The sequence below is a fragment of the Microbulbifer sp. ABF4_143 genome, from assembly GCF_056160225.1.
The window spans coordinates 96,639-117,484 of sequence record NZ_JBSWWT010000005.1; the positions used below are offsets into that span (position 1 = coordinate 96,639).

Here is a 20,846-nt window from a genome sequence, read left to right on the forward strand (position 1 = left end):
ACTTAAAAGCCGGCCAGCGCGGCGATCACCACCGCCAGCGAAGCGAGCAGGAAAAGCCCTGCCTGCAACGGCAATATAAAACGCACCCAAATGCCCCAGTCGAGGCGCGCGGCCCCGAGGCATCCCATCAGCGCGGCGGAGGTGGGCACGACGATATTGGTCAGGCCGTCGCCCAGCTGGAAGGCCAGCACCGCCGTCTGTCGCGTCACGCCCACCACGTCCGCCAGCGGCGCCATGATCGGCATGGTCAGGGCCGCCTGGCCGGAGCCGGAGGTGACAAAGAAGTTGAAAATCGTCTGGAACAGGAGCATGAACCAGGCGGAGACGGCACCGGAAACTCCGGACAGGGACTCGCCGGCCCAGTGCAAAATGGTGTTCAGCACGCTGGCGGCGGCGGGGTCGTCGCCGCCGAGCAGCAGCACTATGCCCTTGGCAAAAGCCACCACCATGGCCGCCGGCAGGAGCTGCTGGGCCCCTTCCTTGAAGGCCGCAGCGGCCTTGTTGGCGGTCATGCCGTTGAGGTCGAACAGTATGGCCACCGTCGCAATGGCGATCCCCATGGTGAAAAACTGCGTGGCTATTTCGGGCAGGAAATAACTGCGCTGCACCACGCCCCAGATCATCCAGGCGATACCGGCGGCAAACAGCAACAGCACCCAGCCGTCACCGCGCACCATCGTCTGCAGCGTCGCACCCGTCTGCGGCTTGTTGCGGAACACCGCATCGGACGCGTAGGCCGGGGAGCTCTGCGGCTTTTTTCCGATGCGGCGCGCATAGTTGACAGTGAAGCCCGCGAGCGCAGCGGTGGCCACAAACCACAGCAGCATGCGCGGACCACTGCCGGACATCAGCGGCACGCCGGCAACCCCCTGGGCGATGCTGACACCGAAGGGATTCATCCACGAGGTGGCAAAACCCACCTGAGTGGCCACATAGGTCACCAGCAGCGCGGTAATGCTGTCGTAGCCCATGGACACCAGCAGCGGCACCAGAATCAGAGTGAAGGGAATCACCTCCTCCCCCATTCCGAACACGGCGCCACCCACGGAGAAAAGTACGCACAGCACCGCCAGATACACGGGCCCGGCGCTGCGGTTGCGCGCGATCACCTGCAGCAGGCCCCGCTCCACCGAACCGCTGGCGAAGATCAGGCCGAAGGCGCCGCCGGTCAGCAGAATAAAGGCGAATACACCGATGGAGGCGCCCCACTTGTCCCCCGACACCATGCCCTCGAACGGAAAGTTGAGCAGACCTATGGCACCGCCCTCCGCGAACAGCGCCATGCCCTGCGGCGCTTCTGCGAGCTGGCGGTAGCTGGCCGGATCAATCACGTTGCGCTGCACACCGTTGACACTGGTCGCGACAGTGTCGAAGGTCCCCGCGGGAATAAAGAAGTTGAGCGCGAAGGCGACGACGGCGACGCACAGCAGGATCAGGTAGGTATCCGGCATGGCCCACCTGGGCTCTGCGGGCACCGGCGTGGATTCCTGTTGTTCGATCTCGGGAGCCGTGGTTTGCATTGGATATTCACCCGTTTAAATCAGTGCTGGCATATTCACAACTGTGGCGGATACCTGCGCGGGCGGCCGGCGCCCGGCAGGTACCACAACTTCGACCTAGAACGCATGGCCGTAGCGCAGGGTTACGAAACGCCCCATGGAGCTGTGGTTGAAGTGATCCACATTGGCACCGGTGCCCAGCACCAGCGGCGGCTCCTCGTCCAGCAGGTTGTCCACGCGCAGGCTGAGCCAGCTGCCGTTGTCGAAGTCGTGGCTGACGCTCAGGTCGAACACGGTCCAGGCATCCACCTCTACCTCGGCATCGCTCGGCAGGCCGACCGCATCGAGCACGCGCGGGCTGGGGTCGTCCATATAGCTGTGGGTGTACCTGGCGCCTAGGGTCGCGGACCAGTCCTCGTAGCGCCAGCGCAGGGAGGTGTTCGCCAGCCAGCGCGGGTAGGTGTATTGGCCCGCCTCGCTGACGATGCCGAGCGCGTCCGACGGCAGCTTGTCGAACTCCGCCAGGTAGGTGGCGTCAAGCACGAAGCGCAGGCTGCCCCAGTCGTCGGTGTCGAAGAACTGGGTGAAGGCCATGTCCACGCCGCTGGTCTTCTGCCAGCCGAGGTTGGTGAGCTGGAAGTGGGCATCGACCACAAAGCCATCGGCGACTTCGAGACCCGGCTGGCCGGTGACCAGCTCGCCCTCGCCGACCACCGGGAATTCCCCGGCGAGCGCACGGAGGATAAAGTCATCCTCCTCCACACCGATCAGGTTTTCGTGCTCGATATTCCAGTAGTCGACGGTCAGCTCGGTATCCTTGCCGGGCTTGAACAGGAAGCCGGCGCCCCAGGTGGTCGCGGTTTCCGGCTGCAGATCGTCGTTGCTGACCTCCTCGGACAGCAGCGCCTCGCCGCTCTCGTCATCGAAGCCGTCACAGGCGCCCGGGGTCACCGAGCAGTCCACCGTATAGCTCGACAGCAGGGTGCCTGCGCCCACCTGCGCCAGAGACGGTGCGCGGAAGGAGGTGGACCAGTTGCCGCGGAAGATGATGGCGTCGTTGAAGGCGTGGCGCAGCGCGATCTTCGGGTTGGCGTCGCCACCGAAGCTGTCGTAGTGGTCGTAGCGCAGCGCCAGCTGCAGCTCGGTGTTGCTCGCCAGCGGGATCATCTGCTCCATATACACCGCCCACTGGTCGCGCTCGGCGTCCGCGGAGGTGGAACTGAAGCCGAGGATGGGTTCCGGGTTCAGCGTGGTGGAAACCGCATCGCCGGACGGTGTGTCTTTTACGGTTTCGCGCCGGAACTCGGCACCGAAGGCCACCTGTACCGCACCCGCCGGCAGCTCGAACCAGGAGCCGGAAATATTGCCGTCGAAGGCATACAGATTGGAAACACCACTGCGCTTGGCGTCGGTGCGCACGAACTGATCTATCGCATCCAGCTGCTCACCCTGACCGTTGAAGGGGTTGTACCAGGCGGTGGTCTTGCCCAGGTCTTCACAGGTTTCACCGCTGCTGTAGCTGGCGCCGGGACGCGCAAGGTCCAGCTCCCAGCGGTCGACAACGGTGCCGTCGGTACAGAGGTTGCCCACAGTGGCGTTGTAGAAGGCCTCAGACTTGTACAGGCCGGAGATACCGCGCTGCTCGGATTCGCTGCGGCCGACATTGGCCGCGACTTCCCAATCCCAGCCGGACATCTCGCCGCGCAAACCACTGACCAGGCGCGCAGACTGGGATTCAACCTCTACTGCGCGCGGATCGGGGAACCTGCCCCAAGCGTAGATTGGATAACCGTAGTAATCGCTGAAGTCAGCAACTCCCCCCTCAACCACCATGTCATTTTTCAGACCCTCTGGCCACAGGGGACTCTCCGGATCAACGGGTACCCTGTCATAGGGTGCCGGAGAAGCTGTACCACGGGACTCACTCGTCTGCACCATCAGCGTATTGAACCACTCGAGGCTGTCGGTGATGTCGTAATTAAAGGTACCGACCAGGCTGGCGCTTTCGTATTCATCCTGAGTGGCGGCGACCGCGTTGGTGTTGAATTCACAGTATTCACCAAAACTGCCGGTGCCAAACTGATCCGCTCGACATCCACCGTGCGCGGGTTCCTCAGTCTGGTCGTTAACCATTGCGAACAGGTCGTTGAAGCTCGGATAAATTCCCTGCTGGCTGGGCCGCACGGAATTCGCGGTGATGTCACGATCGCGATCGTAGAAGGCATTGCGGGTAAAGAAGTCGGCCACCAGCATGGTGTGACTGCGCTCGCCCCTGTGACCCCAGACCCAGTTGACGTTGTACTTGCCCTCGTCGGTGCCAGCGGTGGAGTTGCCGTGGGACAGGGTGATCTCGCTGCCCTCGAAGTCGTCGCGCAGCACGAAGTTGACCACGCCGGCCACCGCGTCGGCGCCGTAGGTGGCGGCCGCGCCGCTGGTCAGCACTTCGACGCGCTCGATGGCCGAAAGCGGAATCGAGTTCACGTCGACGAAGGATTCCTGCCCCTTGGCAAAGGAACTGACGGAAACCCGGCGGCCGTTGACCAGTACCAGGGTTGAGGAAGCCCCAAGGCCGCGCAGGGATACGCCGGCGGCGCCCACCGGCGTATTGCTGGACAGCGGACCGCCGGTGGCGGTGGAGAAGGTGCCGCTGCCGCCACCGGTCTGGGTCAGCTGCTGCAATATCTCGATCGGCGAGGTCGCACCCGAGGCCTCGATATCGTCGCGGTCTATCTGCACCACCTGTACCGCGCCTTCGGTATCCAGGCCCTTGATATGGGTTCCGGTGACAACAACCTCTTCCACGTCTGCATCTGCGGGCGCCTGCTGGGCCATGGCGCTGCCGCACACCAGGGAACAGCCGATAGCTACGCGAATTGCCCTGTAGAGATGGGTTCTCTTATTCATTTTATTTCCCTTGTATCGATGGGCTCGGGGCCCTCAATTTTTTTCTAAAAAAGAGTTACCACGGACAGGTCTCGGCGCCTGGGCGCACGCAGCCATGCAGCAGGGCACAGGTCGGCAAACGCTGGGCATACCAATCCTGCGAAAATTTAAAAAGCGGATAAGTGCGGGGGGCCAGAAATCCGGCTTGAGATCCGACTTACAGCTTCCTCTTGCTCGGCAGCGCGCCCGACAGAATCGGGAGCCCGGCTAGGCCGAGACGGGGAAGCTACTCGTCAAACCATTCACTGAGGTGATAGTTGGCGGAGCAGCGCTCGATAGCAGCGATTGTAACAATCTTGCTTGAGTTCATAGCGCTCTCAGTTGACTGATTAAAGTTGTTTTTTGGCAAACTGCACGCGTTTTTTATCACGGAGAAAAAACGCTGTAAAGACTTTTGTCGGCGGAATTATTGCCCGCGCAGAAGCCGGAACAGAAGCTTTGTTTCCGCGATGATCGGAAAAATTTTTCCCAATCCCTGCACTGAGCCCGAAGTTTGATTTCGGGCCCAACGCCGGGCGCCGTCTACTGATAGGGCTGGTTGATATAGAAATTCTGCCCGCTGCCGTCGACGCCGATGCGCTTGGCCGGCACGGAGGACGCGCCGCTCAGTGTATTGAAGGTATCGAACTCGGACAGCTTGTAGCGCAGTACGTCTTCGTAGATTACCGGCGATCCGCAACTGGTCTGGGTGCGCGATGTCTGCCCGTCTTCCGCCAGCACATAGACGTTGCCGCTGCCGTCCACTATTCCACTGCCGTCCGCGCCAAAGAAGATCGAGGTAGCCTCATCCACACCGATAGCGCGAATGCCGCCGGGCAGGCCCGTCATAAATACCATCAGGCGCCCCATGCGGTCGCGCTCGGCGAAATGCGTATCCACGATCACATTCCCCATGACCGGGCTGGAAAGGAAACCGCTGGAGATGTTGATGTACTCGTGGCACGGGTCGGTGACCGCCTCGGAGGAATAGATACCGAGCACGCCGTCGGGATCGTAAATATGCTCCGACTGCACCGCCGCACCGGCGGAGGTGCCGCCCAGCACAGCACCGCGTTCCAGCACCTCGTCCAGCGCCGCTTCCAGCGCCGTGCCCGCCCACTGGTTCAGATAGTCGGACTGGTCGCCGCCGGCGATCCAGACGAACTCGGCCGAGCGCACCGCCCAGAGCACATATTCGTCGTCGGCAAGCTGGCGGCGATCCACCAGCAGCGTCTCCACCGAATCCGCGCCGAGCAGATCCCGCAGGTAATCGTTATAGCCGTCACTGCCGGAGGTGCGCAGCACCACCACGTCGCCGCCGCCGATCAGCGGTTTGACGCGGCGCGTGAAGGCGTCGTCCACATCGCTGCCGCCCCCCATCACCAGCAGACCGCCGTCGCCCTGGGAGACACAGACGTCGGCCGCATTTCCGCTCAGGTAACTGGTGAGGCCGCCGGGTTTGGCCGGGCGGCTGCCGAGGCCGCAGTCGCCGCCGGGGCCGCCGCCATCGGGAATGCCCGCCACGTCCAGCGTGTACCAGCCCTGGCCGCGGTAGCGGGTCACTTTCAGCGTGTAGAGCCCGGTTCCATCCACACTCACCTGCGCACTCTCGGGCACACCACTGGTCTCGGCACTGTACAGACGCCGATCCGTGTCGTAGAGGTGCCAGTCGAAATCGTCGTTGCCGGCGTGGTCGAGAGTGATATTCAGGCTGGCCGCCTCATCGATATTGAAGTGGTACCAGTCCTGATCGCGACGACCGCCGATGCTGCCATCAACCGGTTGCGCCGAACAGACGGGGCCGTCCGCGTCTGACTCCGCATCGTTGGATTCCGACTCCTGGGAGATACAGGCGAGACCGGCCTGACTCGCCAGTGAGCACAGCAACAGCAATAGGGTTCTGGTCAACATGACGCGTTCCTCGATGGCATGGCCCGGCTGCGGCCGGACAGTTATTTTTATGTCGGCAAAGCCTAACCGGATTCCCACCGGCGCGAGGCAAGCCGGCCCGCCTGCGGGAGAAAAGCGTCAAGTCAGCGGCAACAATTGCACAGTTGCGCGGAATTGCGCGCTGGCTGCGGGTCAGATGCCGCAGTCCAGCGCGTCCAGCAGCATGTGGGTGATCAGGCCGATACCCAGGTAGCGCACCGGCTTCCACGGCAGGAACATCATGGCGCCGTACAGGGAGATGGGCAGCATCTTGTGCAGCGGGTGGAAGTTGATGCTGCAGCGCCCCGGATCGTAGACGGGATTTGCGAACAGGTGATCCAGGTCCACCAGGTTGGCGGCGAGCATAATCAGCGCCGCCCTCTTCCAGTCGGCGCGAAAGAAAAACCAGGCGACGGCGACCGGCACCAGAAAGTGCAGGGCAATATGAATGTAACTGAACATAGTTAGAGAAGTTCTTCTGCGGAGATGGAGCCGAGGCCCTCTTCGATATCCTGGCGGATGGCGGTGCGCACGCACTCGGCATCGCCGCTGGCGATGGCTTCTAGCAGGTCCTGATGGCGGTCCGGCAGTTCCTGTACGCCGAAGCGCTGAAATACCAGGTGCTGCAGCGGTGCCGTCTGCAGCCACAGGCTCTCGATCAGGGACAGGATGATATGCGGCCGGCCGAGGCGGTAAAGCGTGAAATGGAATTCCAGATTGGCGGTGACATATTCCTCTATGTCCTTTTCCGCCAGGGCCGCGGTGACCCGCTCGTCCAGCGCCCTCAGTTGTTCCAGCTCCTGCGGGCCGACAAACGGCAGCGCCTGCGCCGCGGCCTGACACTCCAGCGCTACCCGCGCCGCGCAGATCTCGGCGAGCTTTTCCGGCGTCATGGTGGGCACCGTGACCCGCCGTGTATCCGACAGCTCCAGTGCGCGCTCGGACGTCAGCCGGCGCAGGGCCTCGCGCACCGGCATGGGGCTGCAGCCCAGGTCCGCGGCCAGGCCGCGGATGGTGATCGGGTGCCCCGGCAGGAATTTGCCGCGCAGTATCGCATCGCGCACCTGGTAGTAGACCCGCTCCTGGGTGGTGCGGTACTCCTCCTGCGGCGCATTGAACTCCGGCGCGCTGCTCATGCGGCAATCACCCGCGGCAGCTTGTGGGGCATATCGTCGGCGCCGACTTCGATCAGCCGCTCGGCCACGACACCGCCCTGCCAGATCTCGTAAAAGTCGTCCGCCACCCGCCGGCTCATATCCACCACCCTGTTCCAGTATTTCAGGCGCTCTTCGGTACTGAGCCTGTAGAAGTCATTGCGGTCGGGAATCTTACCGTAGGGCAGGCTGGCGACAAACGCCGGCGACGGCGCCACCAGCAGCGTATTCGCCATGGCGCCGCCCCGGACCCGGCGCCAGGACAGGCTCTTGTCGAACCAGCCGGGCACCATATAGGGGAAGAAATGCGGATAGAGCACCAGCCCCTCTGGGTGCTCGAAGCGCAGGTCGAAGTGGTAATCGGTGATACCGCCATCGCGGTAGTTGCCGGCCGGCGCCCCCAGGGGTGTCGACACGCCGGCCATCACCAGCGGAATCGAGCCGCTGGCGAGCACCGCGGCGCAGACATTGCCTGCGGACAGGCGCGTGTTGACGGTGCGCAGCTTTCCGAAATGCACCCCGGCGCTTTCGCCGGAGTGGAAGACCACCCGGTCCCAGAAGGCGCTCAGGCTGCGGCGGGACACGGCGTTGGCCAGCGCCGAGGCCAGCAGCGCCGGCGCCAGCAGCGCGCGCCGCTCGCTGGCCAGCGGGCCGCGGCCGCGCACGGTGACGAAGTGGCTGTGCCACACCGGGTTGTGCGCCACCTGGCGCGCGCCCTCGCCGCCCAGCACATCCAGCAGGATTCTCTCACCGGCGGCGGTGATCTCCGCCGGGCTGGGTCTGTCCGAGTCGTAGACCTGGTTGATATAGCCGTGTTCGAGACGCTTCAGGGCCCCCAGGGCGTCTTCCATCGCGTAACACATGTTGCGAAAGCTGCCGATGGAGGAGCCGAGGGTGGCGATCGGCTGCCGGCGCCCGCGAAAGAATTCGCCCATCAGCACCCGGTCCAACTGGCTGATCACCAGCCACTTGGGGCCGCCGGAGGCGCCCACCAGGGTGGAGAACTGCTCCGGGCGCAGGCCCTCCTCGCGAAGGCGTTTCGCGGCGGTGGCGCCGGCCAGTAATACGCAACTGCTTCTTTTCACTGCTGTTCCTACATCAAATCGGGCGAACACAAGGTTCGTTCCAGCCGCTCCATGGATTCACGGCGCCTTCGGCCCCTACTGTGCTTTACCATTCGCCGGTGTTCGGCATCGAGGCCCAGGGTTCCTGCGGCGCCAGCGGCTCGCCCTTCTGCAGCAGCTCGATGGAGATGCCGTCCGGCGAGCGCACGAAGGCCATATAGCCGTCGCGGGGCGGGCGGTTGATGGTGACCCCCATGTCCATCAGGCGCTGGCAGGTTGCGTAGATATTATCCACACGGTAGGCCAGATGGCCAAAATTGCGCCCACCGCTGTAGGTCTCGGGATCCCAGTTATAGGTCAGTTCCAGACACGGGGCCTTGTTCTCGCGCGCGCTGTCCGCGTCGCCGGGGGCGGCGAGAAACACCAAGGTGAAGCGGCCTTTGTCGTAATCCTTGCGGCTGATTTCCTGTAGACCCAGCTTCTCGCAATAAAATTTCAATGATTCTTCCAGGTCCGACACGCGCACCATTGTATGCAGATATTCCACGCTACTACTCCTTCTTTTTTTCAGCATCTACAATGCCGGCAGCAAAGTAATCCACCCGCATTGGAAACGACAGAGCCAAATGTATCAAAAATACTATCGACAATTTTTGCAGAGCCCCAGTGGCGGCACTTCCGCGATGCTGCATATGGCGTGCCATTCCCACCACTATTGGCCGGACGTGACCCTCGATGCGGTGCGGGAATACTGGCACGACTCGGCGCAGCTCGCCGACGACAAGTGGGGGCCCATCTTCGGGGAAAAGATCCCCGCCTGGCAGAGCGCCGTGGCGCGCACGCTAAAGCTGCCGGATCCGGAACGTATCGCCATAGCGCCCAATACTCACGAGCTGGTCTACCGGCTGCTGAGCGCCTTCGATCTGACCAAGCCCTTGCGCATCCTGACCACCGACGGTGAATTCTACAGCTTCGCCCGTCAGTTGCAGCGGCTGGAGGAACTGCCCAGTGTCGAGGTCACCCGCATCCCCAAGGAGCCCTACGCCACCCTGGCGGAGCGCTTCGAGCAGGAGCTGCACCGGGGAGACTACCAGCTGGCCTACGCCAGCCTGGTGTTTTTCGATTCCGGTGTGGTGTTTCCCGAGCTGCTGCAGATCGCCGGGCGCAAACCGGCGCGCACGGAATTCGTGATCGACGGCTACCACGCCTTCTTCGCCCGCCCCGTCGACCTGAGCAGTGTGGCCGACAAGGTGTTTTTCACCGCCGGCTCCTACAAGTACCTGGGCGCCGGCGAGGGGCTCTGCTTTATGAGCATTCCCGCCAACTGCCAGCTGCGCCCGCTGTGCACAGGCTGGTTCGCGGAACTGACGGAGCTCGAGAACCGCGCCGACCGGGTGGGCTTTGCCGACAACTGGCTGCGCTTCGCCGGCGCTACGATGGACTACTCCACGCTGTACAAGGGCCTGGCCATTTTCGAGCTGTTCGAGCGAGACGGCGTCACCGTGGATGGAATCCACGACTATGTGCTGGCCGCCCAGCGCAGGTTCCTCGCCACCATGGACACCGCCGCCCACCCGCTGCTGAACCGGGACAACCTGATTCATTACGACCTGGAAAACGGCCACGGGCACTTCTTCACCTTCGACTGCGGCACCGCGGAGAAGTCCGAGCAACTGCAGCGGGAACTGAGAGCCCGCGCCGTCCTGAGCGACCGGCGCCAGCGGCTGCTGCGCCTGGGCTTTGCGATCTATCACGACGAAAATGAAACTTACCGGCAGGTATTCGGCTAGGGAATCTCTGAATAAGTCCGTGATGTCTCTGGCTTTCAGAGCGGTTCACAATCAAGGCGCGGCTTCGCAGGAATGTCTACTAGAAGCTGTTTCATAACTACTGCGCGGGCGCCTGGCGGCGTCCGGCGGTGCTCGGCATCCTCATGTACTACTTGTACACTGCGGTGCCTCCGCTCCGGCGGCCACCACCAGCCACCCGCTCGCTACGTTACGAAACAGCTTCTAGACCTTTCAAGAAGTCGCAACGCAGAGTGTGAATCGCTCTGAAAGCCCCGAAGGGCGGGACCTGAAGGCCGCATCTGCGGCGTTGCAGCTCTTGCAAAGGGCTGGGCCATTCGCGGCGAGCTGCGCCTAACAGCTGCAGCCTTCAGGCCCCGCAGAGACATTACGGACTTAATCAGAGGTTCCCAGGGAACCTGTCGCTCAGGTGGCGTTCAGATAGCGGCGTCTACCATCGCGCACATTCTATTTCGCAACACACAAGGAATAAGTCATGAAAGTGGTAAAACTATCGACCATCGCCCTGCTCGCCCTGCTCGTCACCGCCTGTGGCGGCGACCACGCCGCCGAGCGCGGCACCCTGGTCTCCATCTCCGCCAGCGGCGAAGCCAGCAAGGTGCCGGACGTGGCCAATATCTCCGCCGGCGTGGTGACCGAGGCCGAGGACAGCGAACAGGCGATGCGCGACAACGCCGAGCAGATGGACAGGTTGATCAAAGCGATCAAAAAGGCCGGTATCGACGGCAAGGATGTGCAGACCAGCGGTATCAGCCTGTCGCCGCGCTACCAGTACCAACAGAATCGCAAGCCGCAGATTACCGGCTATGTCGCCCGCAACACGGTGCGCATCAAGGTGCGCGAGATGGAAAAGCTGGGAGAACTGCTGGACGACCTGGCAGCCGCGGGCGCCAACCAGATTCACGGCCCCAGCCTGGAAATCGGTGAACCGGAACCGGTCATGGCCGAGGCGCGCGAGAAGGCGCTGAAAAAAGCTCGGGCGCGCGCCGAGACCTACGCGAAATCCCTCGGTATGAAGGTGCGCCGCATCGTCAGCGTTTCCGAAAACGGCAGTGTCGGCATTCCGCGCCCGATGATGCGCGCAGAGATGGCGGCGGCCAAAGACGGAGCGGCCACGCCGGTGGCACCGGGAGAGACCACAGTGACGGTGAACCTGGATCTGGTATTCGAACTCGAGGACTGATACACCGCTTTTCCTTTTCAAGTTCGACGAAAAGGGCCCGCGAGCGGGCCCTCAGGTTGCTGACAAAGTCAAGCAGCCGGAATTGAAGGCAAAGTGCTAGGAGCGACATTTCGAAACCGTCGGGTACAGGGACGTACCCGACGGAGCTACAGGGACGTATTTATGCGTTTTCGAAATGTCGGTCCTAGTGCTTTGCCGCCACTGCCCTCGCCCGCAGCGAAGGGCGGGGTTTATCAACATTCTGAGGGCCCGCGTGCGGGCCCTTTTACATTATTTCGGCTGTTTGAATATCTTGCCGCCTTTCATCACAAACTGAACCCTCTGCAGTTCGGTAATATCCTCCAGCGGATCACCGGCCACCGCGATGATATCCGCCTTCTTGCCCTCGCTGATACTGCCCAGCTCGTCCTGCATTCTGAGCAGTCTGGCCGCATTCCAGGTGGCACTGCGGATGGCGTCCGCGGGTGTCATGCCGCTCTGCACCATCAGTACAAACTCGCGCGCGTTGTCGCCGTGGCGGCTGACGCCGCTGTCGGTGCCAAAGGCGATATTCACGCCGCGCTTGTAGGCTTTGGCAAAGGTCTGCTGGATCAGCGGGCCAATGCTCGCCGCCTTGGTCCGCACCATCTCCGGGAAGAAACCCTCCACGGCGGATTTCTGCGTGACCCATTCGCCGGCCATCAGGGTGGGGACATACCAGGTGTTGTTGCGCTTCATCAGCTCCATGGTTTCCCCATCCATATAAGTGCCGTGTTCGATGGAGTCCACGCCGGCACGGATGGCGCGGTCCATCCCCTCCTTGCCGTGGGCGTGCACCGCCACCGTGAAGCCGTAGTCCTTGGCGGTGGCGACAATCGCCTCTATTTCATCCACCATGAACTGCGGGTTCTGGCCGCTCTTGGCCACGCTCAGCACGCCGCCGGTGGCGGTGATCTTGATCAGGTCGGCGCCGTCCTTGTAGCGCTGGCGCACCGCCTCGCGCGCGCTGGCGGGGCCGTTGACCACGCCCTCGGCCGCGCCCGGGCTGCCCATCAGGTCGTGGCGGTAGCCGTTTGTGGGGTCCGCGTGGCCGCCGGTCGTCGCGATGGACTTGCCGGCGGTGAAGATACGCGGCCCCTCGATGGTGCCGGCCTCTATCGCCTTGCGCAGGCTGATGGTGACATTGCCGCTGTCGCCCAGGTCGCGCACGGTGGTGAACCCGGCCTGCAGCGTGCGCCGCGCCGTGTCGACACCGCGCAATGTGTAGTCCGCCGGATTCCAGGTGAAGGTTTCCATATAGGTGCGGGGGCCGAACTCGTAGGCCAAGTGGGTGTGCATATCCATCAGGCCCGGCAGTACCGTATAGTCACGCAGGTCCACCAGCTTTTCCCGGTCGCGCTTGGCAAAGCCCTTCTGCACCGATTCTATGCGGCCGTCCACCACATGGATGGTGCGGTTTTCCAGCATCCTGCCGCTCTCGCTGTCGAACAGCCTGCCGGCGTAGATGGCCGTGGCCTCGGCGAGCGCCTGGGCGCAGAATAGAGCGCTGCACAGCGCCAGCAGTGCGCCGACGGCGCGGTTGCGCAGGTTGCCCCGATTGGTATTTGTTGTCATTGTCCCACCCCGAAAGTCCAACGTAGAGTCGATTGGTTTTTATCAAGCGCACAATCTACCCCAAGCGCCCCCCAAATCCCAAGGGAAGAGCCGAGAGGAAATCCGATGAAAATCTACGAATACGCCAACGCGCCCAACTGCCGCCGGGTACGCATGTATCTGGCCGAGAAAGGTATCGACGTTGAGTATGTTCCGGTGGATATCGCCAAAGGTGAAAATCTGAGCGCGGAGTACCGCAGCAAAGACATCAACGCCAAAGTGCCGGTGCTGGAACTGGACGACGGCACCTGCATCGCGGAGTCCGTCGCTATCCAGCGCTACTTCGAGGAGCAGCAGCCGGAACCGCCGCTGTTCGGCCGCGACGCCAGGGAGAAGGCCCTGGTGGAGATGTGGAACCGGCGCGGTGACTTCAACATGATGATGAATGTGGGGGGCTGCTTTCAGCACACTTCCGGCTTCTTCGCCGACCGCATGACCACATTCCCGGACTTCGGCGAGGACTGCGGCAAGAGAGCGCTGAAGTTCTTCGAAGTACTGGATGGCCACTTGGCGGAGAACCAGTACCTGGTGGGCGATTATTTCTCGGTGGCCGATATCGGCATGCTGTGCGCGCTGGATTTCGGCAAGGTGGTGCAGCTGCGCCCGAATGCCGAGAAACACCCGAATCTGGTGCGCTGGCACGAGCAGCTGAGCGCGCGGCCCAGTGCCAGGGCCTAGGTGACCCTCTGAATAATTCCGCGATGCCTCTTCTGGCTTTCAGAGCGGTTCACAATCAAGGCGCGGCTTCGCAGGAATGTCTAGACCTTTCAAGAAGCCGCAACGCAGAGTGTGAATCGCTCTGCAAGCCCCGTAGGGCGGGGCCTGAAGACCGCATCTGCGGCGTTGCAGCTCTTGCAAAGGGCCGGGCCATTCGCGGCGAGCTGCGCCTAACAGCTGCAGCCTTCAGGTCCCGCAGAGGTATTGCGGAATTGTTCAGAGGTTCCCTAGCACAGAAGCCCGAGCAAATTCCGGTCGCGGCCAACGGCCGCGATCATTGCCCGACTAATCAGCGGACGGCAAAACCTTGACCGGCCCTATGTCCAGCGCCTCGATATCCTTCTGGATCTCGTCCAGATCCCCGACGATCACCCAGGTGAACTGCTCCGGCGCCAGGAACTCGCGCGCAGCCGCCTCTACCTCGTCCGCTGTCAGGGCCGCGACCCGCTGCGGATATTCGGCGATATACTCCGGCGGCAGGCCCTTCTCCACCTGCCAGGTGATGCTTGAGAGCAGCTGCCCCTTGGTCTGGAAGCGCCCGCTCTGCTTCAACACCTCGTCGTCGCGGTAGTCCGCCAGCTCCTCTTCGCGCACCGGCTGCTCGCCGAGATAATTGCGGTACTCCTTCAACAGCTCCTCGATCGCGGGGGCCGTTTTATCGGTCTGCACCGGCGCGAACAGGATATAGGGGCGCTGCCCCTCGGTGTCCAGGGACAGGGCGCGGGCGCCGTAGGACCAATGCTTGTCCTCGCGCAGATTCATATTCACCCGCGAAGTGAACTTGCCGGCGATGATGCTCGCCATCGCGTCGAAGGCCTCGGCGCCCTGCGGCTGCCAGGGCGGTATCACCAGGCCGGCCATAATATAGCTCTGCTGCGCGCCGGGGCGGTCCAGCAGGTACACCCGCGCCTTCTGCGGCCGCTCCACCGGCGGTATCCGGATTTCCGGCAGCCCGGTCTCGGGCGCCTTCCAGTCGGCCAGGGCCTTGTTCAGAAGCGGCTCGATTTCCTCCCGGGTGACATCGCCGACAACGGTCAGGGTGGCATTGTCGGGGCGCACCCAGCGGTTGTGGAACTGCACCAGATCCTCGCGGGTGATCGCCTTTATTCCCTCCACGGTGCCGGATCCGGTCAGCGGAGCGCCGTAGGGATGCGCCTCACCGAACAGCAGCGGCGGCAGCGCGCGCAGGGCCAGTCCCTGGGGCTGCGCCTTTTCCTGCGCTATGGCGTCGATGCGGTTGGACTTAGCCCGCGCCAGATCCTCCTCCGGGAACAGCGGCTGGGTAATCACCTTGGCGAACAGTTCCAGCGAAGGCGCCAGCTGGCTTTTCAGCGCACTGAAGGTGATGCTGTTGTAGTCCAGGCCGCTGCCGGCACCGATAGTCGCCCCCAGCTCCTCCTCGCGGGCGCTGAACTCGAGGCCGTCCAGGTCACCGGCGCCCTCGCCCAGCATCTGCGCCGCCATCGAGGCCAGGCCCGGCTTGCCGCCGTCCGCGGCCGCGCCGCTGCGAAACTGCAGGTTCATCAGCACCACCGGCGTATCGTGCCGCTCCGCCAGCACCACCTTCAGGCCGTTGTCGAGGGTAAAGGCCTGCTGCTCGGGCAATTGCAGCTCGACGGTCTTGTCGACCTCCGGCAACTTACTGCGATCCACCCCCTGGGCCGCGGCGGAGAACTTTTGCCTGGGCTTGATAATCAGCGTGTAGCTGTTCGGTGTGAGCCAGCGGCTGGCGACATCCTGCACCTCCAGCGCGGACACCCGCGCGTAGTCCTCCAGGCCCTTGATCAGCGCCCCCGGATCGCCGTAGTAGAATTCCGAGCGCGCGAGGATGTCGCTCTTGCCACCGAAGCCGCCGGTTTTTTCCAGCCCCTTGACCAGACCGGCAAACTCACTCTGTTTGATGCGGCGCAGCTCCTCGGCGCTGACACCGTTCCTGGCGAACTGGCGCAGCTCCTGATCCAGCAGTTTTTCCACCTTCTCCAGCGGCTGGCCAGGCTTGACGTCCACCATGATGATCAGCTGCCCGGCCAGCTGGCGCCCGTAGTAGAAGGCGCTCACGCCGGTAACCACCTGCTCCTCGCGCACCAGACGGCGGTACAGCAGCGAATTCTTGCGGTTGGCGAGCAGGGACGTCATCAGGTCGAGGGCGTCCTCCTCCTCACTGCCGATGGCGGGCACGTTCCACACCTTGTAGATACGCGTCTGCGGTACCCGATCGAACATGACCTCGCGCTTTTTGACCTGCGCCGGCAGCTCCCAGTTCTTCAGCCGCGGCTGCACCTCGGTACTGGGGATATCGCCGAAATACTGCCGCGCCTTGGCCATCGCCTCCTTCACGGTAATATCCCCCGCGATCACCAGAATCGCATTGGCCGGCTGGTAGTAGTCGCTGAACCACTGCTTTACGTCTTCGAGGCTGGCGTTATCCAGATCCTCCATGGAGCCGATGGGTGTCCAGGAATAGGGATGGAACGGCGGGAAGGTACTGCTGGCGATGGTGTCGAAAGCCTTGCCGTAGGGGGCATTCTCCCCCTGGCGCTTCTCGTTCTTTACCACGTCGCGCTGCTCGTCCAGCACCTCCTGGGTGATAGCGCCCTTGAAGTGCCCCATGCGGTCCGATTCCATCCACAGGGCCATGTCCAGCGCCCCCTTGGGCACCGTTTCGAAATAGTTGGTGCGGTCGTTGTTGGTGGTGCCGTTCATGTCGGTGGCACCGGAGCGCTGGAAGGGTTCGAAATATTCGCCCGGATAGTTCTCCGAACCGTTGAACATCAGGTGTTCGAACAGATGGGCAAAACCGGTTTTGCCCGGCTTCTCGTCTTTGGAACCCACCTTGTACCAGATGTTGATCGACACCACCGGCGCCTTGTGGTCCTCGTGCACTATCACGGTAAGGCCGTTGTCCAGAACCTCCTTGTGAAAGGGAATATCCAGCTTGGGCGCCGGCACATAGGCCCGCTTGTCCGATGCCGCCGCGCGGCTGCTTGCGGCAGCTTCCCTGTCCACCGAGAGGGCGCGGTGGCTGTCCTCGTCGTCGGATCCGCCGCAGGCGGTGAGAGCCAGAGTGGCGAGCAGGAGGCTCGCGAGCAATAAGCGCAGATGCATTATGTTTTTCCCTGACAGATACCGGGTTCCAAGGAGAAAAGTGTAGGCAAGATTTACGCTTCGGCGGCGTCTGTTTCGCCAAGCGACACAAATGATGCGACAAATAGCGGGCAAAAAAAATGGGCACCGGAGTGCCCAAACAAATACCTCACAGAGAGAAGCGATGACGCAAATCGCTCAAGGGGAATCGCCAGCAGCGGGCCGGGCCCGCTGCTCAAATATTACGCGGCTTCTGAGTCACTTTTTTTTAACGCATCCTCGTGCCCGAAGCGTTCTTCCGCCACACGGTCGGCTACATGTGCAGTGGTCTCGCCGCATTCATCCGCACGCTGGAACACTTCTTTCAGCGTGGTACCGATGGTCTCTATGTGCGCACGGACCTTGTCCCGATCCTGAATATTCTGCTGCTGGTAGTAGACATCGATAATACCGCCGGCGTTGATCACATAGTCCGGCGTGTACAGTATGCCCCTCTCGCGCAGCACCTTGGCGTGGCGTTCCTCTGCCAGCTGGTTGTTGGCCGCGCCGGCGATGGCGCCCACCTTCAGGCGGGAGATGGTGTCGTCGTTCAGAACGGCACCGAGCGCACAGGGGGCGAACAGATCCACATCCAGGTCAAAAATCTCGTCGGCACCCACCGCGGTTGCACCCAGCTCGTTCACCGCCCGATCGATATTGTCCTGGAAGATATCGGTCACGAAGAGCTCGGCGCCGGCCTCCTTCAGCAGCTTGGCGAGGCGGAAGCCGACATTGCCAACGCCCTGCAGGGATACCTTGAGGCCGTTCAGGTCGGTCTTACCCCAGCGGTGTTCAACCGCGGCCTTCAGGCCGACGAAAACGCCGTAGGCGGTGGACGGGGACGGGTCGCCGCCGTGTTCGGCGCCGTGCATAACGCCGGCGACATACTGGGTGCGCTCGCCGATGATCTCCATATCGGCGACGCTGGTGCCCGAATCCTCGGCGGTGATATAGCGGCCGCCCAGGGTGTTGATGAACTCGCCCATGGCGCGCAGCAGCTCGGGGGTCTTGTCCTTACGCGGATCGCCAATAATGACGGACTTGCCGCCACCCAGCTTCAGGCCCGCCATGGCGGACTTATAGGTCATTCCGCGGGACAGGCGCAGCACATCGTTGAGCGCCTCGCCGTCATCGGCGTAGGGCCACATGCGGCAGCCGCCCAGTGAGGGTCCCAAATTGGTGTTGTGCACCGCAATAATCGCCTTCAGGCCGCTTTTGGCGTCCTGATAGAAAGCCACTTGTTCGTGCTTATCGTAGGCGGGATGGGAAAAAATACTCATTTACTGTTCCTCTCCGGAAGACCGGTTCTACAGCTGGGGAACAACCACAGCCCTTATCTGTTTTTATCGGAAGGTAAGATTATATCCACCTCCGGCAGACAAAGTTTGCAAATTTTGCACAACCGCGCGATACACAAGCTAAATCATCACTACAAACCCGATAAATTAGGATGATTTGTTGCACAAGAACGCAGGTGACACCCCGGTCACCCACCCCTGTCGCCTGTTTTGCCCGCGGGGTCGGCAGCGGCGGCGACGGCCGCCGCCGACCGCCTCAACGCCCAGTGTAAGGTCCGCGGGCCGATACACCGCGTCACACGGGTCTGCTAGAATCCGCGCCCAAATTCGATCCGCCAGAGACACTCAGATGCTGAATGCCGACGCGCTGCAACAACTCAAACAACTGAAGTCCGATATCCGCTCCAGCAAGGAGTTCGCCGAGGGCCGGGTGCGCGGCAGCAACGGCAAGTTCGGGTTCGTGGTATTGGACGACGGCCGCGAGGCCTTTCTGCCACCGGCGGAGATGGAGCGCGTCTTCCCCGGCGATCGCGTGCGCGTGAGCCTGAACGAAGAGGACAAGGGCAAGCTGTCGGCGGAACTCGACGCACTGCTCGAAAGCGAGCTCAAGTATCTGGTCGGCCAGTATGTGCAGCGCGGCCAGGGGCATTTCATACAGCCGAGCCAGAACGGTCTGAGCCGCTGGATCTTCCTGCCGCCGAAGGCCCGCGGCAAGGCACAGCCGGGCGAATTTATCGCCTGCGTGATCAACCGCCACCCGTTCAAGGACGGCAAGGCCCAGGCCAGGGTCGAGACAGTAATCGGCAAGCCGGATATGCCCGGCATAGAACACGCCTTCGTGGTCGCCCAGCACCGGCTGCCGGAGCAGTTCGGCCAGGCGGCGGTGAAGCAGGCACGGGAACTCCGGGAGAAACTGGCCGCCGTCGCCGCCGAGCGCGCCGACCTGTCGGAAATCGGCTTCGCCACCATCGACGCGGAGAGCACCCGCGATATGGACGACGCCCTCGCGGTAACCGCGCGCGACAACGGCTGGACCCTGCATATCGCCATCGCCGACCCCTCCAGCCTTATAGAGGAAGGCAGCCCGCTGGACAGGGAGGCCTTCAGACGCGCCCACAGCCAGTATCTGCCCGGCGAGACCCTGCCGATGCTGCCGCGCGAGCTGTGCGAGGACCTCTTCTCCCTGATCGCCGGCGAGCTGCGCCCGGTGCTGGTAGTGCATGTCGATATCGACAGCGACGGCAGTATCGGTGAAAGCCGCTACGAGTTCGCCGCCATCCGCTCCCGACACAAGTTGAGCTACGACCAGGTCGCGCAGTTTATCGAGGGCGACGAAACCGCCGTGCCGGAGGAACAGAAAGAGAGCCTGCGCCACCTGGCCGCCCTGGGCGAAGCCCGCGCCGCCTATCGCGCCAGCCACTCGCTGATCATGGAAGACAGACCCGACTACGAAATCTACCTGGACGCGCAGCGCAAAATCGAGCGCATCGAAAAGCGCGAGCGCAACGTGGCGCAGCGCATGGTGGAGGAAGCCATGCTCGCCGCCAATATCAGCATCGGCCAGAAGCTCGCGCAGCTGCAACTGGGCTGCTTCTCCGTACACCTGGGCTTCCGCGACGAGCGCATGGGCGAGGTGAAGAGCCTGCTCAAGGAGCTGCTGCCGGAGCACGCGGAAAAGGATCTGCACCAGCTGGACAACTACCTGGCACTGGTGAAATACCTGGAGACCCACGACGAACCGCAGATGCGCAACCTGCTCGCGGTACTGAAGCGCATGCTGCGCCCCGGCCAGCTGGACAACAAACCCGGTGCCCACCTGGGCCTCGGACTCGAGGCCTACGCCACCGTCACCTCGCCGATCCGCAAGTACAACGACCTGCACAACCACCGCGTGCTGCGCGCCGCGGCCGCAGGGCAGAAGGCGGAAGCCCTCAGCGACGAACGGATAGAGGCCCTGCAGGACAGTCTGACCCGCGGCCGCCAGGCCAACCGCGCCCTGGAACAGTGGCTCTACGCCCAGTTTATGCAGGACAAGATCGGCCAAACCTTCACGGGCCGGATCACCCTCGTCAACGGCGCCGGGTTGGGAGTAAGGCTGGAGGACAACGGCATCGACGGTTTCGTGCGCCTGAACAGCGACAAGAAAAACCTGCCGGAATTTGACGGCAAGCACCTGCTCCTGAAGCACAATGAAAAGCGCTATCAGCTGGAACAGCAGGTCACCGTCAAGGTCTCGGCCGTCGACGTGGACAAGCGCCGCATCGCGCTGGAGCTGGTGGACGCAGACAAACCCGAATATAAGCTACCCATGTAGGAGCGGCCCATGGCCGCGATCGATACCCGCTCCAGGGAACCTCTGAATAAGTCCGTGATGCCTCTGGCTCTCAGAGCGGTTCACAATCAAGGCGCGGCTTCGCAGGAATGTCTAGACCTTTCAAGAAGCCACAACGCAGAGTGTGAATCGCTCTGAAAGCCCCGCAGGGCGGGGCCTGAAGGCCGCAGCTGCTGCGTTGCAGC

The 20,846-nt window shown here is 62.8% G+C and carries 14 protein-coding genes and 1 other RNA gene; 5 read left to right on the forward strand and 10 right to left on the reverse strand.

Features of this window, described 5'->3' with window-relative positions; translation table 11 throughout:
• Positions 1-2: 2 nt before the first annotated feature.
• The 7 genes from yfcC to ACXAF3_RS05625 form a co-directional block, all read right to left on the reverse strand.
• On the reverse strand, positions 3-1,520 hold the full coding sequence (gene yfcC / locus ACXAF3_RS05595; RefSeq protein ID WP_475111305.1) for a putative basic amino acid antiporter YfcC: 1,518 nt from the start codon (positions 1,518-1,520) through the stop codon (positions 3-5).
• Between the two features lie 96 nt (positions 1,521-1,616).
• Entirely contained in the window at positions 1,617-4,403 is a 2,787-nt protein-coding gene (locus ACXAF3_RS05600) for a TonB-dependent receptor plug domain-containing protein (RefSeq protein ID WP_475111306.1), read from the reverse strand.
• A 561-nt stretch (positions 4,404-4,964) separates the two neighbouring features.
• Positions 4,965-6,332 carry a cyanophycinase gene (locus ACXAF3_RS05605; protein WP_475111307.1) on the reverse strand — a complete coding sequence of 456 codons (1,368 nt, stop codon included), beginning with the start codon at positions 6,330-6,332 and terminating at the stop codon, positions 4,965-4,967.
• A 171-nt stretch (positions 6,333-6,503) separates the two neighbouring features.
• Positions 6,504-6,812 (reverse strand): DUF6122 family protein, encoded by a 309-nt coding sequence (locus ACXAF3_RS05610; RefSeq protein WP_475111308.1) that lies wholly within the window; start codon positions 6,810-6,812, stop codon positions 6,504-6,506.
• Positions 6,813-6,814: 2 nt separating this feature from the next.
• On the reverse strand, positions 6,815-7,486 hold the full coding sequence (locus tag ACXAF3_RS05615) for a GntR family transcriptional regulator (protein ID WP_475111309.1): 672 nt from the start codon (positions 7,484-7,486) through the stop codon (positions 6,815-6,817).
• Positions 7,483-8,589, reverse strand: a complete 1,107-nt coding sequence (locus ACXAF3_RS05620) for a hypothetical protein (protein ID WP_475111310.1) — start codon at positions 8,587-8,589, stop codon at positions 7,483-7,485. Before ACXAF3_RS05620 ends, ACXAF3_RS05615 begins: the two co-directional genes overlap by 4 nt.
• Before the next feature lie 85 nt (positions 8,590-8,674).
• Entirely contained in the window at positions 8,675-9,115 is a 441-nt protein-coding gene (locus ACXAF3_RS05625; protein ID WP_475111311.1) for a VOC family protein, read from the reverse strand.
• A 79-nt stretch (positions 9,116-9,194) separates the two neighbouring features.
• Here ACXAF3_RS05625 and ACXAF3_RS05630 point away from each other — a divergent pair, with 79 nt between their 5' ends.
• From ACXAF3_RS05630 to ACXAF3_RS05640, 3 genes are all read left to right on the forward strand, one after another.
• A complete protein-coding gene (locus tag ACXAF3_RS05630; RefSeq protein ID WP_475111312.1) occupies positions 9,195-10,358 on the forward strand; it encodes a hypothetical protein in 1,164 nt (387 codons plus the stop codon).
• A gap of 143 nt (positions 10,359-10,501) precedes the next feature.
• A non-coding RNA gene (locus tag ACXAF3_RS05635) (sX9 sRNA) lies at positions 10,502-10,579 on the forward strand.
• A 272-nt stretch (positions 10,580-10,851) separates the two neighbouring features.
• Positions 10,852-11,559 carry an SIMPL domain-containing protein gene (locus ACXAF3_RS05640; RefSeq protein ID WP_475111313.1) on the forward strand — a complete coding sequence of 236 codons (708 nt, stop codon included), beginning with the start codon at positions 10,852-10,854 and terminating at the stop codon, positions 11,557-11,559.
• Between the two features lie 270 nt (positions 11,560-11,829).
• Here ACXAF3_RS05640 and ACXAF3_RS05645 read toward each other — a convergent pair whose 3' ends face one another.
• Positions 11,830-13,152 (reverse strand): metal-dependent hydrolase family protein, encoded by a 1,323-nt coding sequence (locus tag ACXAF3_RS05645; protein ID WP_475111314.1) that lies wholly within the window; start codon positions 13,150-13,152, stop codon positions 11,830-11,832.
• A 105-nt stretch (positions 13,153-13,257) separates the two neighbouring features.
• Between ACXAF3_RS05645 and ACXAF3_RS05650 the strand changes: the two genes are divergently transcribed.
• Positions 13,258-13,869 carry a glutathione S-transferase family protein gene (locus ACXAF3_RS05650; RefSeq protein ID WP_475111315.1) on the forward strand — a complete coding sequence of 204 codons (612 nt, stop codon included), beginning with the start codon at positions 13,258-13,260 and terminating at the stop codon, positions 13,867-13,869.
• Positions 13,870-14,193: 324 nt separating this feature from the next.
• On the opposite strand, the gene ACXAF3_RS05655 is transcribed toward ACXAF3_RS05650, so the two are convergent.
• Positions 14,194-17,013 (reverse strand): M16 family metallopeptidase, encoded by a 2,820-nt coding sequence (locus tag ACXAF3_RS05655; RefSeq protein WP_475111316.1) that lies wholly within the window; start codon positions 17,011-17,013, stop codon positions 14,194-14,196.
• Positions 17,014-17,234: 221 nt separating this feature from the next.
• On the reverse strand, positions 17,235-18,311 hold the full coding sequence (locus ACXAF3_RS05660) for a Glu/Leu/Phe/Val dehydrogenase dimerization domain-containing protein (protein ID WP_475111317.1): 1,077 nt from the start codon (positions 18,309-18,311) through the stop codon (positions 17,235-17,237).
• 367 nt (positions 18,312-18,678) lie between these two features.
• Here ACXAF3_RS05660 and ACXAF3_RS05665 point away from each other — a divergent pair, with 367 nt between their 5' ends.
• Positions 18,679-20,643: a VacB/RNase II family 3'-5' exoribonuclease gene (locus ACXAF3_RS05665; protein WP_475111318.1), complete on the forward strand. Its 1,965-nt coding sequence runs from the start codon at positions 18,679-18,681 to the stop codon at positions 20,641-20,643.
• The last annotated feature ends 203 nt before the right edge of the window (positions 20,644-20,846 follow it).

What these genes read in the sequence shown, in the direction of transcription:
- ACXAF3_RS05600 (WP_475111306.1), bottom strand. Translation starts at nt 4,403, where the DNA reads ATGAATAAGAGAACCCATCTCTACAGGGCAATTCGCGTAGCTATCGGC.
- ACXAF3_RS05630 (WP_475111312.1), top strand. Translation starts at nt 9,195, where the DNA reads ATGTATCAAAAATACTATCGACAATTTTTGCAGAGCCCCAGTGGCGGC.
- ACXAF3_RS05660 (WP_475111317.1), bottom strand. Translation starts at nt 18,311, where the DNA reads ATGAGTATTTTTTCCCATCCCGCCTACGATAAGCACGAACAAGTGGCT.
- ACXAF3_RS05615 (WP_475111309.1), bottom strand. Translation starts at nt 7,486, where the DNA reads ATGAGCAGCGCGCCGGAGTTCAATGCGCCGCAGGAGGAGTACCGCACC.
- yfcC (WP_475111305.1), bottom strand. Translation starts at nt 1,520, where the DNA reads ATGCAAACCACGGCTCCCGAGATCGAACAACAGGAATCCACGCCGGTG.
- ACXAF3_RS05655 (WP_475111316.1), bottom strand. Translation starts at nt 17,013, where the DNA reads ATGCATCTGCGCTTATTGCTCGCGAGCCTCCTGCTCGCCACTCTGGCT.
- ACXAF3_RS05640 (WP_475111313.1), top strand. Translation starts at nt 10,852, where the DNA reads ATGAAAGTGGTAAAACTATCGACCATCGCCCTGCTCGCCCTGCTCGTC.
- ACXAF3_RS05650 (WP_475111315.1), top strand. Translation starts at nt 13,258, where the DNA reads ATGAAAATCTACGAATACGCCAACGCGCCCAACTGCCGCCGGGTACGC.
- ACXAF3_RS05645 (WP_475111314.1), bottom strand. Translation starts at nt 13,152, where the DNA reads ATGACAACAAATACCAATCGGGGCAACCTGCGCAACCGCGCCGTCGGC.
- ACXAF3_RS05605 (WP_475111307.1), bottom strand. Translation starts at nt 6,332, where the DNA reads ATGTTGACCAGAACCCTATTGCTGTTGCTGTGCTCACTGGCGAGTCAG.
- ACXAF3_RS05610 (WP_475111308.1), bottom strand. Translation starts at nt 6,812, where the DNA reads ATGTTCAGTTACATTCATATTGCCCTGCACTTTCTGGTGCCGGTCGCC.
- ACXAF3_RS05665 (WP_475111318.1), top strand. Translation starts at nt 18,679, where the DNA reads ATGCTGAATGCCGACGCGCTGCAACAACTCAAACAACTGAAGTCCGAT.